This is a genomic window from Maricaulis sp. (assembly GCF_039978735.1).
In the GTDB taxonomy this organism is placed as follows: Bacteria; Pseudomonadota; Alphaproteobacteria; order Caulobacterales; family Maricaulaceae; genus Maricaulis.
The window spans coordinates 1-15,990 of sequence record NZ_JBDWAS010000057.1 but is presented as its reverse complement, the minus strand read 5'-3'; the positions used below and the strand labels follow the sequence as shown (position 1 = coordinate 15,990).

General features: G+C 65.0%; 16 protein-coding genes. 6 read left to right on the top strand and 10 right to left on the bottom strand.

All coding sequences use genetic code 11. The features are described from left to right. The first annotated feature begins 58 nt into the window (after positions 1–58). The gene (locus tag ABJO18_RS16875) at positions 59–781 is read left to right on the top strand and encodes a queuosine precursor transporter (protein ID WP_348509321.1); all 723 of its coding nucleotides are present in this window, start codon (positions 59–61) and stop codon (positions 779–781) included. Between the two features lie 8 nt (positions 782–789). Here the strand turns inward: ABJO18_RS16875 and ABJO18_RS16870 are convergent, their stop codons facing one another. The 3 genes from ABJO18_RS16870 to ABJO18_RS16860 form a co-directional block, all read right to left on the bottom strand. After that, entirely contained in the window at positions 790–1,917 is a 1,128-nt protein-coding gene (locus ABJO18_RS16870; RefSeq protein WP_348509320.1) for a PQQ-dependent sugar dehydrogenase, read from the bottom strand. Positions 1,918–2,009: 92 nt separating this feature from the next. After that, positions 2,010–3,707 carry a methyl-accepting chemotaxis protein gene (locus tag ABJO18_RS16865; protein ID WP_348516023.1) on the bottom strand — a complete coding sequence of 566 codons (1,698 nt, stop codon included), beginning with the start codon at positions 3,705–3,707 and terminating at the stop codon, positions 2,010–2,012. Positions 3,708–3,912: 205 nt separating this feature from the next. Then, complete coding sequence (locus ABJO18_RS16860; protein ID WP_348509318.1) at positions 3,913–5,031, bottom strand: GNAT family N-acetyltransferase; 1,119 nt, start codon at positions 5,029–5,031, stop codon at positions 3,913–3,915. Between the two features lie 173 nt (positions 5,032–5,204). Between ABJO18_RS16860 and rmuC the strand changes: the two genes are divergently transcribed. Further along, positions 5,205–6,665, top strand: coding sequence for a DNA recombination protein RmuC (gene rmuC, locus ABJO18_RS16855; protein ID WP_348509317.1), 1,461 nt, complete (start codon positions 5,205–5,207; stop codon positions 6,663–6,665). 31 nt (positions 6,666–6,696) lie between these two features. Then, on the top strand, positions 6,697–7,221 hold the full coding sequence (gene def, locus ABJO18_RS16850) for a peptide deformylase (protein WP_348509316.1): 525 nt from the start codon (positions 6,697–6,699) through the stop codon (positions 7,219–7,221). Between the two features lie 196 nt (positions 7,222–7,417). Here def and ABJO18_RS16845 read toward each other — a convergent pair whose 3' ends face one another. Together ABJO18_RS16845 and ABJO18_RS16840 are read right to left on the bottom strand one after the other, a co-directional pair. Then, positions 7,418–8,392 (bottom strand): glutathione S-transferase family protein, encoded by a 975-nt coding sequence (locus ABJO18_RS16845; protein WP_348509315.1) that lies wholly within the window; start codon positions 8,390–8,392, stop codon positions 7,418–7,420. A gap of 84 nt (positions 8,393–8,476) precedes the next feature. Further along, positions 8,477–9,328 carry a pirin family protein gene (locus tag ABJO18_RS16840; RefSeq protein WP_348509314.1) on the bottom strand — a complete coding sequence of 284 codons (852 nt, stop codon included), beginning with the start codon at positions 9,326–9,328 and terminating at the stop codon, positions 8,477–8,479. A gap of 158 nt (positions 9,329–9,486) precedes the next feature. Between ABJO18_RS16840 and ABJO18_RS16835 the strand changes: the two genes are divergently transcribed. Continuing rightward, entirely contained in the window at positions 9,487–10,056 is a 570-nt protein-coding gene (locus tag ABJO18_RS16835) for a hypothetical protein (RefSeq protein WP_348509313.1), read from the top strand. A gap of 166 nt (positions 10,057–10,222) precedes the next feature. Here the strand turns inward: ABJO18_RS16835 and ABJO18_RS16830 are convergent, their stop codons facing one another. Both ABJO18_RS16830 and ABJO18_RS16825 read right to left on the bottom strand, forming a co-directional pair. Further along, on the bottom strand, positions 10,223–10,591 hold the full coding sequence (locus tag ABJO18_RS16830; protein WP_348509312.1) for a Kazal-type serine protease inhibitor: 369 nt from the start codon (positions 10,589–10,591) through the stop codon (positions 10,223–10,225). Between the two features lie 142 nt (positions 10,592–10,733). Next, positions 10,734–11,096: a Kazal-type serine protease inhibitor family protein gene (locus ABJO18_RS16825; protein WP_348509311.1), complete on the bottom strand. Its 363-nt coding sequence runs from the start codon at positions 11,094–11,096 to the stop codon at positions 10,734–10,736. Between the two features lie 81 nt (positions 11,097–11,177). Between ABJO18_RS16825 and fmt the strand changes: the two genes are divergently transcribed. Both fmt and truA read left to right on the top strand, forming a co-directional pair. Next, positions 11,178–12,110 (top strand): methionyl-tRNA formyltransferase, encoded by a 933-nt coding sequence (gene fmt / locus ABJO18_RS16820; protein WP_348509310.1) that lies wholly within the window; start codon positions 11,178–11,180, stop codon positions 12,108–12,110. Further along, positions 12,110–12,859: a tRNA pseudouridine(38-40) synthase TruA gene (gene truA, locus ABJO18_RS16815; RefSeq protein WP_348509309.1), complete on the top strand. Its 750-nt coding sequence runs from the start codon at positions 12,110–12,112 to the stop codon at positions 12,857–12,859. The genes fmt and truA overlap by 1 nt, the downstream gene beginning before the upstream one ends. Here truA and ABJO18_RS16810 read toward each other — a convergent pair. Genes ABJO18_RS16810 through ABJO18_RS16800 form a run of 3 tightly spaced genes read right to left on the bottom strand, consistent with a single transcriptional unit; the run spans position 12,841 to position 15,315 of the window. Then, positions 12,841–13,419 carry a hypothetical protein gene (locus ABJO18_RS16810; RefSeq protein WP_348509308.1) on the bottom strand — a complete coding sequence of 193 codons (579 nt, stop codon included), beginning with the start codon at positions 13,417–13,419 and terminating at the stop codon, positions 12,841–12,843. The genes truA and ABJO18_RS16810 overlap by 19 nt on opposite strands. Then, positions 13,416–14,591, bottom strand: coding sequence for a succinyl-diaminopimelate desuccinylase (gene dapE, locus ABJO18_RS16805; RefSeq protein ID WP_348509307.1), 1,176 nt, complete (start codon positions 14,589–14,591; stop codon positions 13,416–13,418). The genes ABJO18_RS16810 and dapE overlap by 4 nt, the downstream gene beginning before the upstream one ends. Then, positions 14,578–15,315 (bottom strand): hypothetical protein, encoded by a 738-nt coding sequence (locus ABJO18_RS16800; RefSeq protein WP_348509306.1) that lies wholly within the window; start codon positions 15,313–15,315, stop codon positions 14,578–14,580. The genes dapE and ABJO18_RS16800 overlap by 14 nt, the downstream gene beginning before the upstream one ends. Positions 15,316–15,990: the final 675 nt, after the last annotated feature.

Genomic DNA, 15,990 nt, shown 5'->3' with positions numbered 1-15,990 from the left:
CCGATACTAGGCAAAGCGGCAAATCGTCCTAGACTGCCACCGGACGGCCGGGGGCGGCATGGACGATACACACGCACACAGCGGGATGAATCCCGAACGGGTTACGCGGAAGGCTTTCGTGCTGTTCTTCTGCACGGGCCTGTTCATGGTCTCGCTGGTGATGGCCGCACTGACGGCGATCAAGGTGCAGGTCATCCATCTCGGCCCGCTTGACGTGCTGGTGCCCGCCGGCACGCTGGCCTTCTGCTTCACCTATCTGGCGACCGATGTGATCAGCGAGGTGTGGGGTCGCGGCTACGCGCTGTGCGTGGTTCTGATCGGCGTCATCATGCGTTTCGTTGTGGCGCTCCTGATCCTCTACGCCATGTATTTCGAGGATGTCGCCGGGTTCGTCTCGGCGGCGCCGAGCTGGACCGCCGAGCGCCAGTCGGAATTCGTCTCGGTATTTTCCTCAGGCATCCGGACCAATTTCGCCGGCATTGTCGCTTTCTTCGTGAGTGCGCTGGCGGACGTGCTGATCTTCCACCATCTGCGCCAGCGCGACATCGGCCGCAACCGGTTGTGGCTGCGCAACAACCTGTCGACCATGGTGTCGCAGATCCTCAATTCGACGATCTTCATCACCGTGGCCTTCGGCGGGATCGAGAGCTTGGCCGCGATCGGCAGTCTCATCCTCGGCCAGGTCGTGGTGAAACTGCTCGTCGCCGCGGTCGACACGCCGCTGGTCTATCTGTTGCGCAATATCGCCGAAGGCCGGTCGCTGACCGACATGCGGGGTTAGCCGCCCGGTCAGGGAATGACCGGGTCCAGCCGCAGCACGCTGCCTTCCAGATCGTCGGTCAGCAGATAGATATGCCCGTCCGGACCGGACTGTACGTCGCGGATCCGGTCGCCGCGCTCGGTCAGCAGCTCTTCCTCGGAAATGATCCGGTCGCCCTCGACCTCGTAGCGCACGAGCATCGAGCCGGCGAGGGCGCCGACGAACAGATCGCCCTGCCATTCGGGAAACCCGGTGCCGTCATAGAAGGCCATGCCCGACGGCGCGATCGAGGGCACCCAGTACCACAGCGGCTGTTCCATGCCCTCGGCCGCGCGGGCATCGGAGACGGGCGTGCCGTTGTAGTTGATGCCGTAGGTGATGGCCGGCCAGCCGTAATTCAGGCCGGGGCGGATATCATTGATCTCGTCGCCGCCGCGGGGGCCGTGCTCATGCGCCCAGATGGCGCCGGTCTGCGGGTTGCGGGCAATGCCCTGCACATTGCGGTGGCCATAGCTCCAGATTTCCGGCTGGGCGCCATTGGCGCTGACATAGGGATTGTCGAAGGGGACCGTGCCGTCGTCATTGAGGCGCACGATCGTGCCCAGATGATTGTCCAGGTTCTGGGCTTCCAGGAAATACTGGGCGCCTTCGCCCAGGGTGAGCAGCAGGGTGCCGTCCTCGAGGAACAGGATGCGGCCGCCGAAATGATAGCCGCGCTGCTTGTCGAAATTGACGCGGAACAGGGGTTCCACCTCGTCCAGCCTGCTTCCGTCCTCGCTCAGCCGGCCGCGGGCGAGCGCGGTGTGATTGGCGCGGGACGTGCCTTCGGCGAAGGAGAAATACACCCAGCGATTCTCCGCGAACTCCGGGTGCAGGGCGAGGCCCAGAAGCCCGCCCTGATTGTCGACCAGAATGTCCGGCAGACCCTCGACCGGGGCCTCGCGCAGCGTTCCGTCATCGATATAGCGCAGACCGCCCTCACGCTCGGTGACCAGCATGTCGCCATCCGGCAGGAAGGCCAGGGACCAGGGGAATTCGAGCCCGGTCGCGACGGTCTCGACGCGGAAATCGGCCTGTTCGGTCTCGTGGATCGTGTCTTGCGCCATTGCCGGTCCACCAAGGACGGCAAGGGCGAGCCCGGCGGCAGCAACGCGCATGCTCATCTCCCTCATTGCCGGAACAATCTAGGGCGATGCGGTTCATGAATGAAGAGGCGGGCGGAGTGTTGTCCACCGCCCGCCGCACCGGATCAGGCCGCTTCCACCTCGGCCAGATAGCGCTGGATGTCCGCCTTGATGGAATTGCTCCGGCGCGAGAGTTCCTCGGCTGTCGAGGCGACCTGGGTCGCTGCAGCCGACGTGCTGCCGGCCGCCGTTTCCAGCATGCTGATGGAGCGCGTGACTTCCTCGGTGCCGGTGGCCGCCTCGGTGATGTTGCGGTTGATCTCGTTGGTGGCAGCGGTCTGCTGTTCGGCCGTCGTGGCAACGGCCGTCGAAATCTCGTTCACATCGTTCACGACACTGTGGATGCCCTGGACCGAGTCGACGACGGTCTGGGTGCGTTGCTGGATCGTGCGGATCTGCTCGGTGACGCTGGCCGTGGCCTGTTCGGTCTGGTTGGCCAGCGTCTTCACCTCACTGGCGACAACACCGAAGCCCTTGCCCGCCTCACCGGCGCGGGCGGCCTCGATGGTCGCGTTCAGAGCCAGCAGCTTGGTCTGTTCGGTAATGCCGGCGATCAGGACCAGAATATCCTCGATCTCGCGGGCCGCCGTGCTCAGCGCATCGATCTCGGTCAGTGCGCCTTGCGTCCGCTCGGTCGCAGTGTCCGAGATTTCGGCAGTCCGGTCGATCTGGCGGGCGACTTCGGCAATGGCCGTCGCAAGCTCTTCGCTCGCCGCAGCGACCGTCTGCACATTGGCGGACGTCTGGGTGGTGACCGACGACACGCTCTGGGTCTGGGCGCTGGTCTCTTCGGCTGTGGACGACATGGAGTTGGCTGTCGCCGCAAGTTCCTCGGCCGCGCTGGCGAGCGTCGCCATGGCCGCTTCGATCTCTTCCTCGAAGGCGTCGGTGAGGGCTTTGACGCGGGCCGCGCGTTCGGTCTTGCGGCGGGCATCGGCCTGCTCGCGTTCGATCTGCGCGCGCTGCGCCTGGGCCGCTTCGATGAAGTGCTGCAGCGCCTGATTGAGATCGCCGATCTCGTCCTTGCGGTCGGCACCGGAGATGTCGACCTCCAGATCGCCCTTGGCAACACGCTTGAGATTGCGCACGACGCGCGCAAGCGGTTGAACAATACTGGTCCGGCTCAGGAAGAACGCCAGGAAAAACCCGCCGATTGTGACCGCGAGACCGGCGACCACCTGCACGCCGCGTACGGTATTGGACAGGGCTGCGGCCTCGTCGACGAGCGTTGCCCCTTTTTCGTCCGTGAAGTTCACATAGTCCGCGATGGCGGCGCGCAGGGTTTCCATGGTCTGACGGGAGGTCTGGATCGCGTCCATCGCGGCCGTTTCAGCCTCGGTCAATTCTGTCTGTTCCAGCTGTTCGATCGCGTCGAACGCCGTCGTCATCGCGGCGATGTAGGCCTCGTATCCGGTTTCGACCTCGTCGAGGAGACGGGCTTGTTCGGGGCCGGCCAGGGCCGAGGCGCGCTCGAGGCGGTCGCGGAATTCCGCGCGGCTCTCGTCAATCTGCTGGCGGACCTGCCCGATGACGGCCGGGTCCGCCGCGGCACGATACTCTGCCCGGCTGAGTTCGAGCGCGTTCTGGCCCATCCGGCCGCCGATACGGATTTCATTCGACACACGCTCGACCGCCTCGGAAGAGGCCTTGAGCTTCGAGATGCTCGCGACGCCGATCGCCGCAAGCGCAATCGTGCCCGCAGACAGCAGACCGGCCACGAGAAGAATTTTCAGGGAAATGGAGAGGTTTGAAAGCTGGATCATTTGGGGTCTCTCGAAACAACAGCACATGGCCGCTTTCTCCCGGCCAGGGTTTCGAGAAGCTGAACCCGTGATTGTTATATATGAATACCGGACGTTGGGTTGGAGCCGGTCACGGGCCAGGATGCCTGCAGGGACAGGGATATCGATGCGCTGGCCGTCGTCCACCGGGCTGCCGCCCGGCGAACTTGTCGCAGGTGCCGATGACCTACAGCGAAATCGATCCGGCAAAGCTGGCCAGGCGGGGGGCCAGGCGCGGCTGGAAGGCGCTGACCTGGGACCAGCGGCGGCGCAGGCGGGCCGGCAGTTCGGCGACGGCACCCGGCATCACGCCGGCGGCCTTCTCGGCGATTTCCCAGCTGCGGATCGCGGTTGAGGCGAGGCCGGGCACCAGGACGCGGCCCTGGTCCAGCGGCACTTCATAGCTGGAATAATATTTCTTGTAGTGCAGACCGCCGCGGCCCAGATCGAGGCGCTCGATGCCGTGTTCCGCGGCCTGTTCGAACAGGCCGTGCAGCAGGAGGAGGCCAGGCGAATAGCGGGCCAGTTCCGGATCATAGGCCGGGAACCAGGAATGATAGACGCCGCCGGCGCTGAGGCCGAACTCGACAGCAGCCAAGCGGTCGCCGAACCAGAGCGAGGCGGTCAGACCGGAGAAGCCTGCCGTATCGAGTGTGCGCAGATCGTTCAGGGTCTCGCGCACCCAGCCGATGCCGAACACATTCAGCTTGCCGGTCGTTTCGTACTGGGTCTGTTTCCAGGTATCCAGCTGGGCAAAGGCGCTGCCATCGGTATCGCCGATGACGACGCGCGCCGGGCCGATATCGCGCTCGGCCGCGCGCTGGCGCCGGGCGGTCTTGCGGAAATGGTCACGGTATTCGGCGCGTTGGGCGGCAAAATAGGCATCGGCACCGCCGGCCAGATCGACCATCACCGAGCCGTCGCGGCTGCGGCGGGCGCGGTCACAGCCGCCCCGGGGGCAATGCCAGTTGTCGAACACCATGGCGGAACCGCCGCAGGCGCGCACGATCCGCTCCAGCGGGATCTGCACGTCCGGCCGGGCGATCACGCCCTGATAATCGCTCATCGGTGCCCCGACCGGGCGGATGACGCCGTCATGGGCGACATGGTGCGGGAAGAAGCCGGCGATCTCGCCATCCTGTTCCACAATGGCAATGCGGACGTCGGAACGGGCGCGGGCGATCGCGGCGGTGAACTCGTAATGGAAATAGGGGCTGATCAGGCGTCCATGCGGGGCCGCCCAGGCGTTCCATTTCGCGACCTGCTCGCCGGTCATGTCTCCGATTGAAACGATACGCACGTGCATGCACGCTCTCCTACATCCCGTAGCGGGCAGGATGCAGGATCGGGGCCGTTTTCCCCTCCTGCGCGAGCACGGCGGGCGACCGAGGGATGTGACAGCTTCTGTCGCGGCGGGCCGGCATTGTGGCCGCACACGACCGACTCACGCAGAATGACGTGCAAAGACAAGGCGACCCCATGATGCTGACCGAAATCGCTCCGGAAACCTGGCTCCTGCTTGGCGGGCTGGCGCTCGTCATCCTGCTGCTGGCCGTATTGCTCTTCCGGCGGCCGAAGGCGCAGGACGGGTTTGCCGCCGACCAGGCCGAAACCCTGCGGGCCGAGCGCGATCAATGGCGCGAGACGGCAGAGCAGCGCGCGACCGAAGCCGTCGAGGCACGCGAGAAGCTGGCGCGCCTGGAAAGCGTGCGCGAGGAGCGCGACCGCCTGCTCAAACAGTCCGAGGAATTGCGGGCCGAGCGGGACCGGCTGGCGTCCGACTTTGCCAGCCTGAAATCCGAGCACGACGCCACGCAGCGCCATCACGGGGAAAAGCTCGCCGAGCTTGAAAAGGCGCGCGAGCGGCTGAGCGAACAATTCAAGCTCACCGCAAACGAGATCCTCAAGGCGTCGGGTGCCGAGCTGAACAAGCAGAGCACGGAAAACCTGCAGACCCTGCTCAATCCGCTGCGCGAACAGCTGAAGGATTTCCGCGAGAAGGTCGAGAAGGACGCGACCGAGCGCTCCGGTCATGCCGGCGAAATCAAGCAATTGATGGAAACGGTGCGCAAGGACGCGCATCAGATGTCGGCGGACGCCAAGAACCTGGCCAATGCGCTGCGCTCCTCCTCGAAAGTGCAGGGCGATTGGGGCGAGATGGTGCTGGCAACCATCCTCGAACGCGCCGGGCTGCGCGAGAACGAGCATTACTTCACCCAGCAGACCGAGCGGAATGATGACGGCGCGCTGCTGCGGCCGGACGTGATCGTGGAAATGCCCGGCGAACACCGGCTGGTGATCGACTCCAAGGTCTCGCTGGTCGCCTTCGAGCGCTGCGTCAATGAAGAGGACGAAACCGCGCGCAAGACGGCGCTCAAACAGCACATCGCCTCGGTACGCGCCCATATCAAGGCGCTGGGCGAGAAGGATTATGCGCGGCTTTACGAGGGAGTGAACTTCACCCTCATGTTCGTGCCGCTCGAGGGCGCGGCCTCGCTGGCGCTGCAGAACGATCCGGAATTGTCCAGCTATGCCTGGGACCGCAATGTGATGATCGCCACGCCGACCACGCTGATGATGGCCATGCGCACGGTGGGCAATCTGTGGACGATCGACCGCCAGAACCGCCATGCCATCGATATCGCCGACCGCGCCGGCGCGCTCTACGACAAGTTCGAGGGCTTCGTGTCGGACCTGGAAACCGTCGGCAAGCGGATCGACGGCGCAAAGGATGCCTGGTCGGCCGCCAAGGGCAAGCTGGTCGAGGGGCGGGGCAATCTGGTGCGCCAGGCCGAGATGCTCAAGACGCTGGGGGCGAATGCCCGCAAGGCCCTGCCGAGCGAGTATCTCGATGCCGCCGGGCTGGATGAGGATGACGCGTCCGGCGAGGCGCCTGCCCTGGCTGCGCCGGATACGGCATCAGAAGCGGCGAATTCTTGAACCGTTAAGCCGCTGCGACTATTTTAGGGGCATGGCTATACGTGACATTCTTACCGTCCCGGACCCGCGTCTGAAGGAAGTCTCCCAACCGGTCGACCGGGTGGATGACGAGCTCCGTGCGTTGATGGACGACATGCTGGACTCGATGTACGCGGCCGACGGCATCGGTCTCGCCGCGATCCAGATCGGTGTGCCCAAGCGCGTGATCGTGATGGATCTGGCCGGTTCCGACGAGGAGCCGCAGCCGCGCTATTTCGTCAATCCGGTCCTGTCCGACCCGTCCGACACGCTGCGTCCCTATGAGGAAGGCTGCCTGTCGGTGCCGGCCGTGTTCGACGAGGTCGAGCGCCCCGACCGCATCCGCGTGCAATATCTCGACTATGACGGGAATGAGCGCGACGAGATCGCCGAAGGCATGTTCGCAGTGTGCATCCAGCACGAAATGGACCATCTGGAAGGCATTCTCTTCATCGACTACCTCTCGCGCCTGAAGCGGCAGCGGGCGGTGCAGAAGGTGAAGAAAGCCGAAAAAGACAAGTCCCGCGACGCGGCTTAGGTTTTCGACTCTCCGCCATTTCATTTCAGAATTTCACGGTTTTCCCGGACGGAAGCCTGCGAAGGCAGGCTGCAGATCCGGGACCTAGTGGACGGGCAGCGAGCGCGATGCCCGTGCTGTCGGTCCCGGCTCTTCGTCCCGCCTCCGCGGGACATACGGCCGGGAAAAATGCGCGGGGAGGAAACTCATCTGGCTCCTACCCCCGCCCGTGCGGTCTCTCCAGATCCAGCGCCGGGCCCACCGGGACGATGCCGGTCGGGTTTACGCTTTCATGGCTGGCATAATAGTGCGCCTTGGCGTGGTCGAAATTGCAGGTGCCGGCGATGCCGGGCCATTGGTAGAGCTCGCGCATGTATCCGGACAGGTTGGGATAGTCCTCGATCCGCCGGATATTGCACTTGAAATGGCCGTGATAGACGAGGTCGAAACGCAACAGGGTGGGCAATAGCCGCCAGTCGGCCTCGCTCGGCGTGTCGCCGGTCAAAAAGCGCTTCTCCGCCAGGATCCCCTCGATCCAGTCCAGACTGTCGAAGAGCGGGCGGACCGCCTCTTCATAGGCGTCCTGCGTGGTCGCAAAACCGGATTTGTAGACGCCGTTATTCACCGTCTCGTAGATGCGGTCGTTCAGCGCGTCGATCTCGTCGCGCCTGCCTTCGGGATACCAGTCGCCCGGTTTCGCACCGGCCCCGTCGAAGGCGGAATTGAGCATGCGGATGATCTCGGCGCTCTCGTTCGAGACGATGCGGCCGGTCCGCTTGTCCCACAGAACGGGCACGGTGACGCGGCCGGAATAGTCCGGCTCGCTTTCCAGATAGACTTGGTAGAGGAAATCCTTGCCGAAGAGATCGTCGCCGGCAATGCCGTCGCCGCGATCCTTGAAGGTCCAGCCATTCTCGCCCATCAGCCAGTCGACGACCGAGACGGAGATCATGTCCTCCAGCCCTTTCAGCGCGCGGTAGATCAGCGTGCGGTGCGCCCAGGGGCAGGCATAGGAGACATAGAGGTGATAGCGCCCGGGCTCGGCCTTGAAACCGCCGCGGCCGGAGGGACCGGGTTCGCCGTCCGGCGTCACCCAGTTGCGCAGTTTCGAGGCGGAGCGTTCGAAACGTCCGCCGGTCTTGTCCGTATCATACCAGCGGTCCTGCCACTGGCCGTCGACGAGGAGGCCCATCGGGTTCTCCTTTCCTGGTGTTGCGTGTGTGCCGGGTACCGGACCCGCAGCGCATGCTACGGGTCCGGCCGGTATCGGTTCCGCCTAGAAGCGGCCCGCCTGGAAGTCGCGCACCGCCTGGTGCAGCTCGGCTTCGGTATTCATCACGAAGGGACCGTAGCGCGCGACGGGCTCGTTGATCGGCTTGCCGGCCACCAGCAGCAGGCTGGCACCTTCGGGCCCGGCGGTCAGCTCGATCGTGTCGCCGTCTTCCAGCACGCCCAGATCGGGATCGCTCACCCGGCCTTCGCCGGACGAGACCATGCCCTTGTAAACCGCGATGAAGGCGGTGTGATCGGTATCGATGCTTTCACGCAGCGTGGCACCCGGCTGCAGCACGATGTCGATCAGGGTCGGCTGGATCGAGACCGATTTCGCCGGGCCTTCAACGCCGCTGGCACTCTTGCCGGCGAGCACGCGCAGGGTCGCACCGTCGCGGGTTTCCACCGGGATATCGTCCTTGGCGAACTCCTGATAGCCCGGATCGGTCATCTTCATGTGCGAGGGCAGGTTCACCCACAGCTGGAAGCCCCAGAGGCGGCCATCCTCCTGCTCGGGAATCTCCGAGTGCACGATGCCGCGGCCGGCCGTCATCCACTGGATGCCGCCGCCCTCGATCACGCCGGAATGGCCCTTGTTGTCGCCATGGCGCATCTTGCCGTCCAGCATGATGGTCACGGTCTCGAAGCCGCGGTGCGGATGGTTCGGGAAGCCGGCCATATAGTCCGCGCTGTCGTCGGAGCGGATCTGGTCGAGCATCAGGAAAGGGTCGAGATCCATCAGCCCGCGATGGCCCAGCATGCGGGTGAGTTTCACGCCGGCCCCGTCGGAGGTCGGCAGGCCGCGCGAGACCTTGGTGATCTTGCGCGGACGGGTCAGGGTATCGGTCGCAGTCATGGCGATGCGCTCCTTTTCTGTGAGGCCGCTCGGGCCTTGGCTTGACCCCAAGATAGGCATGATCGGCCGCGCGACCCACCACGCCGGACGAAAAGGATTGTTTCCACTGCGGCAAGGATCGGGCAGGGTGATCCGCGATTGGGGGAGAGAGATTGCCAATGAAACACCTGATGACCGGCCTCGTGCCGCTGGCCCTGGTGGCCTGTTCACAGCCTGCAGAACAGGCCGACCTGTTCGACCGTCTCGGCGCCTATTGCGGCCAGGCGTTCGAAGGGCATGTCGCCAGCGACGATCCGCGCGATGCCGACTGGGCGTCGCAGCGCCTCGTCATGCATGTGCGGGAGTGTTCGGACACGGAAATCCGCATTCCGCTGCATGTCGGGGAGGACCGGTCGCGGACCTGGGTGATCACGCGCATGGATGACGGCCATCTGCGTCTCAAGCACGATCACCGTCATGAGGATGGCAGCGAGGATGTGCTGACCCAGTATGGCGGCGACACGGTCTCGCCGCCAACGGACAGCCGGGCCGAATTTCCCGCCGACGATTTCTCGCGCGAACTGTTCGAGCGCGAGGGTATTCCGGCCTCGATGGAGAATGTCTGGTCGATCACGCTGACGGAGGACAGCTTCACCTATGCGCTGGACCGTCCGGAGCGGCATTTCGCGGCCGTGTTCGATCTGACCCGGCCCGTCGATGCCCCGCCCCCGCCCTGGGGCTTCGAATAGGGCTCAAAAACAAGCCCGGAAACAAGACGGGCCGGTCGTTGGGAAACCGGCCCGTCAGGTTCTCGATGTATGGAGACGCCCGGGGCAGGATCGTTTCCTGCCCCGGAATCCTGAGTGGTCGCGTGGTCGAACCGGTGAACCGGTTCCCACTTCACCTGACCACGCTCTAGTTATGCGGCTCTTCGTCGGTATGGCATTCGCCAGAGGCCGCCACGTCCACGCCGGCGAGCCCGGCTTCGCAGGCATTGCCGTAGGTTTCGCCGTCCGAACCGCACACCGGAGCATAGTCCTGGGTGCAGACCGCTTCGGCTTCCACCGCTTCGGCCGGGGTTTCAGCATCGACCGTAGCGTCGGTCGACATGTGGTCCGTACCGGTGTCCTCGACGACCGTTTCGGCCGGGGTTTCGGTGACGGTTTCGCTCACGACAGACGTGTCTTCCTGAGCAGCGTCCTGGGCTGCGGAGACGTCCTCGGAAGCCGTGCAGGCCATCAGAAGCGCGCCGCCCAGGAGGGCAGCGGAAATTTGCATGCGCATGTATGGTGTCCTTGACCCTCGTGCCATGATTGGCACGCGGGTGCGATCTACCATTATGCCCGTTATTGGGGTAGCGGGACGTTGATCGCCGGCCATCACGAATTATTGCGTGACTGAAGCAAATCCCGTCCCGCCGTGAACCCTATTCCGCGCGGCATTCGCCTTCATGGACAATGCTGACACCGGCCGAGGCCGCGGTGCAGGCATTGCCATAGGTCTGGCCGTCACAGCCGCAGACCGGGCGGTATTCCCGGGTGCACATCTGCGGCCGCGGCTGGCAGGTGCCGGGCGCGTCGGCGGCACCGCACATGGCGGCCTGTTCATAGCGGCAGTAATTGGCCTCCGGCGCACCGCCGCAGATCCGCTGGGGACGCACATTGCCGCCGCACATCTCGCCGATACCGACGACGACCGGGTCCGGTCCGCCATAGCCGGGCGGCGGGCTGTCAGTGGCGGCGCAGGCGGCGAGCAGGGTCAGGGGCAGGACAAGCCAGGCGAGTTTCATGGGTGACGCTTCCTCTTGGCGTTTCATTGCCGGGGACGATATCACACCCCAAGCCCAACCTCAGATGAATGTTGATCGACAATGACGCTCCGCCTCGCCTTCATGGGAACGCCCGACTTTGCCGCCCGCTCTCTGGCCGAGATCGCCGCCGCCGGCCACGAGGTCGCCCGGGTCTACACCCAGCCGCCCCGCCGCCGCGGCCGCGGCCAGGCCGAGCAGAAGACCCCGGTCCACCAGCTCGCCGAAGTGCTGGGCATTCCGGTCTCGACACCGGACAGCTTCCGCGATCCGCAGGTGATCGAGGAGTTTGCATCGCTCGATCTCGATGTCGCCGCCGTGGTTGCCTATGGCCAGATCCTGCCACAGGCGGCCCTGGATGCGCCGCGCCTGGGCTGTCTCAACCTGCATGCCTCCCTGCTGCCGCGCTGGCGCGGGGCAGCGCCGATCCAGCGCGCGATCATGGCCGGCGACGAGACGACCGGCGTGCAGATCCAGCAGATGGAGGCGGGTCTGGATACCGGTCCGATCCTGCTGTCGGAAACCGTTGCCATTGCCCCCACCGATACCGCGGCCAGCCTGCACGACAAGCTGATGGAGGCGGGCGCGCTGATGTGGCCGCGCGCCCTGTCGGCGCTTGAACGCGACAGCCTGGAAGCGGTGCCGCAATCGGAAGAGGGCATCACCTATGCAAAGAAGATCTCCTCCGAGGAAGCACGGATCGACTGGACACGCCCGGCCGGTGAACTGGCCAGTCATGTGCGCGGGCTCTCCCCCTTCCCGGGCGCTTGGTTCGAACTGGACACCGGCAAGGAGGTTGCGCGGGTGAAGGTGCTGATGGCGAAGGCCGAGACGGGCTCCGGCGCGCCGGGCGAAGTGCTCGACGGCAATCTGCTGATCGCCTGCGGTGAGGGCGCGCTGCGTCTCGTCCGCCTGCAGCGGGCGGGCAAGGGCGCCATGGACGCCACCGACTTCCTGCGCGGCAACAGCGTCGAGCCCGGCACGGTGCTCGCCTGATGTCGCGCTACAAGATCACCATCGAGTATGACGGGACGCCCTTTGCCGGCTGGCAGCGTCAGGACAATGCCCCCTCCGTCCAGGCCTCGCTCGAACGGGCCGCGGAACGGCTGGATGGCGCGCCGGTCCTGGTCTATGGCGCCGGGCGGACCGATAGCGGCGTGCACGCGCTGGGCCAGGTCGCGCATCTCGATCTCGTCAAGGATCTGGCCGCCGACAAGGTGCGCGATGCGCTGAACTATCACCTCAAGCCCGACCCGGTCGCGGTGCTGGAAGCCGAGCGTGTCGACGATGAATTCCATGCCCGCTTCTCGGCGACGAGCCGGCATTATCTCTACCGCATGATCGACCGCCGCCCGCCGCTCACCCTCGATCGCGGCCAGGTCTGGCGGGTGCCGAAACGCCTGGACGCCGACGCGATGCATCACGCGGCGCAGGCGCTGCTGGGCCAGCATGACTTCACGACGTTTCGCGATGCCCAGTGCCAGGCGGAAAGCCCGGTGAAGACGCTCGATGCGGTGCAGGTTTCCCGCTATGGCGAGGAGGTGCAGCTGACCTGTTCGGCCCGCTCCTTCCTGCACCGCCAGGTGCGCTCCATGGTGGGCTCGCTGGTCGAGGTCGGCACGGGCAAGTGGAGCCCGAAGGACTTCAAGGCGGCGCTGGACGCCGCCGACCGCAGCCGTTGCGGACCGGTCGCGCCGCCGGACGGGCTCTACCTCGTCGCCGTGGATTATCCGCCCGACGCCTGAGGGACGACCACGCTGGTGAAATAGATCCTCACCGCGATTTCCGTCGCCAGAATGGGTACGGCTGCTGCGAGCGCAGATGTAATGGTCGGCAGACCCAGCGAGACATAGGCGATGCGCCAGTGCGCGAGCACGCGCAGATAGGGATAGATGAAGATCCCGATGCTCATCAGCTCGACCGGCAGAATGCCCGCGGTGAACAGGGTCCACAGCACAAAAAGATAGGCATAGAGCCAGAGCACCGCCCAGTTGTGGACGATGATCCAGCGGACGAAACCGGCGCGGGCACCGGTCACCTGCGCCGCGATGGCGGCCGCGACCGGGAAGAGCGCCCAGGACAGGCCCTGGATCAGGAACTCGTCCGTCCAGCTGAGATTGCGGCCGATGGCCTCGCCCGAGATGTGGATCATCGCGATCATCGGCACGGCGAAGAGGATGGCACCGAAGGAGCGCCAGAACCCGCCCATCGAGATATCGAACCCCGACTGCCAGTCCGGCCGGAAGGTGAAGATACGCCAGCTGGCCCGGACCGCGACCCAGGCTTCGGCGACGAGACGCATCATTCCGGCGTATCCTCGAAATAGCGATCCAGGATGCGCGCATAGATCCGCGTCAGGCTCTCGATATCGCTGACGGGCACGCGCTCATTGACCTGGTGCATGGTCGCGCCGACGAGGCCGAACTCGGCCACGGGCGCATAGGCCTGGATGAAGCGGGCGTCGGAGGTTCCGCCGCCGGTCGTGAGGGCGGGACGGCGGCCGGTTTCCGCTTCCACGCAATCCTGCAGCAGGCTGGTGAAGGCGCCGGCCGGCGTCAGGAAGGCTTCGCCCGTGACATGGATATCGGTTTTCACCTGCCCGTCGAAATGCAGGTTCACACCGGCCGCCTCATCCTCGATCCAGCGGGTCAGGTCGGCGCCGGTATGGGCGATATTGAAGCGGATATTGAACCGCGCCCGGGCGGTGGCGGGGATGACATTGGTGGTCGGATTGCCGACATCGACCGTGGTGATTTCCAGATTGGACGGCTGGAAGTGCGGCACACCGCTGTCCAGCGTCCGCGCACGCAGCCGCGCCAGCAGGTCGAGCAAAGGCGGGATCGGGTTTTCGGCCCGTTCCGGATAGGCGACATGCCCCTGGCGGCCGGTGACGGTGATCTCGCAGTTCAGTGATCCGCGCCGGCCCGACTTGATCGTGTCGCCCAGCGCATTGGGATTGGTGGGCTCGCCGACCAGGCAATGGTCGAAGGTCTCGCCCTCGGCCTCCAGCGCCTTGAGCACGGCCTTTGTGCCATTGATCGCCGGACCTTCCTCATCGCCCGTGATCAGGAAGGCGATCGAGCCGTCCGGCGTGCCGGCCGCATCGAGATGGCGGCGCACGGCGGCGACCATGGCGGCAATCGCACCCTTCATGTCGGCGGCGCCGCGTCCCCACAGAACCCCGTCGGCCTCCTCGGCAGCAAACGGTGCGCGCTGCCAGCCGGCCGCGTCGCCGGGCGGCACGACATCGGTGTGTCCGGCAAACAGGAAGCAGGGCGAGGCTGTGCCGAGGCGGGCATAGAGATTGTCGACTTCGCCGAAAGGATAGCGCCGGCAGGCAAACCCCATCGCTTCGAGCATGCCCTGCAGCACGTCCAGCGCACCGGCATCGGCCGGGGTGATCGACGGCCGCCGGATCAGCGCCTGGGCGATCGGAATTGGGTTGGCGAGATCGAAGCCGGTGTCAGAGGTCAACAATAAGATCCTTGCCGAACATCAGGCCGGCATGCCGGCAGGCAGTCTTGAGACGCGAAAGCTTTTGTTCCTTCGAGAGGTTTACATCGACATACCAGTCATCGATCAGCTTTTCAGCATGTTTGGCCAGCGCCGGCGATCGCGGATAGAGCGCGTCCGGGGAATGCGCCACGATCCGGCGGTTTCGCGTGCCGGCATGAGCGAGTGCGGCCAGCAGGCCCGGACGGGTTTTCTCCAGCCAGATCAGCCCCAGCCGGTAGGCGGCCTTCTGGCTGGACGCGAAACAGGCTTTGTCGCCCAGCTGGACGAGATAATTGCCGGTCCGCCTTTCCGTCTCGTCGTTCGGATCCTGCCAGTCGGGCGGCAAAGCCGAGGCCAGGTGATCGGGCGGTAGAGCCGAGGTTATGTGATCTCGCGGTAGAGCTGAGGTTATGTGATCCGGTGACAACGTTGGGCCCGTTCGATCGGGCGGCAAAGTCGGGCTCATATGATCCGGCGACAAAGTCGGGCTCGTACGATCCGGCGCGCCACCGCCGATACTCCCCTCATCGCCTCTGGCAGGCGCACTCCGCTCCGCGGGCTCTGCCGGGCATTCCTTATAAGTGTCGTTAGCGCTTAGAAGGATTCGGCGCAGAATATCCAGCGCGCTCTCGTCCAGCGACTGCCTGTGCGATTCCAGCGCCTTGTAACATTCCAGATCCAGCTCGATCGTATTCCGCGCTGTCATGTCCGTCTCCGAGAAGGTATGAAGTTATTACAAGGCTTAGAAGGAACTGTGTCAATGTTGAGAGCGATCAAGGATGGGCGGGGCAGAGCCGGGCCGGCGGCGACGCGCAGGTCGAGCAACACGTCTCCGGTGGCGCGGGCTGTTCGTTCGCGTGCAGCGCCATTGGGGCGTGCTTCTTGACAGCGCCACAGCCGGGGAGTTTCTGCCCCGGTGCGGGACTTCCACTCGAGTGAACCGGTCAACAAGGCGGGCGCTCGCCGCTCGGCGCGATCAGGGAAAGGACAGCGCAATCTGAGAAAGAGCCGGCGCAGTCGGAAAAGAACCGGCGCAATCGAAAAAGAACCGGCGCAATCGGAGAAAATGATTGGCATCGCAAGTGGCGGTGTCTTGTATTCCTTATAAGGGAGTGCTTTTGCCTTGAGACTTGGCTTCGAAACCCAAGCACCGCGCTTCAAACCTCACGCTCCGAGCATCGCGCTTCCAACCCGGATCTCCGGGCCCAGAACGGCAAGCCCGGAGCTCGAAGCCCGGAACTCGAAGCCCGGAACTCGAAGCCCGGAGCTCGAAGCCCGGAACTCAAAGCCCGGAATTCCGAGCCCGGAACTCGAAGCCCGGAGCCTTGCCCCCTAAGGCGTGATGCCCTGAAACATCAAGCCCTGACCCCCTGGCCCCCTG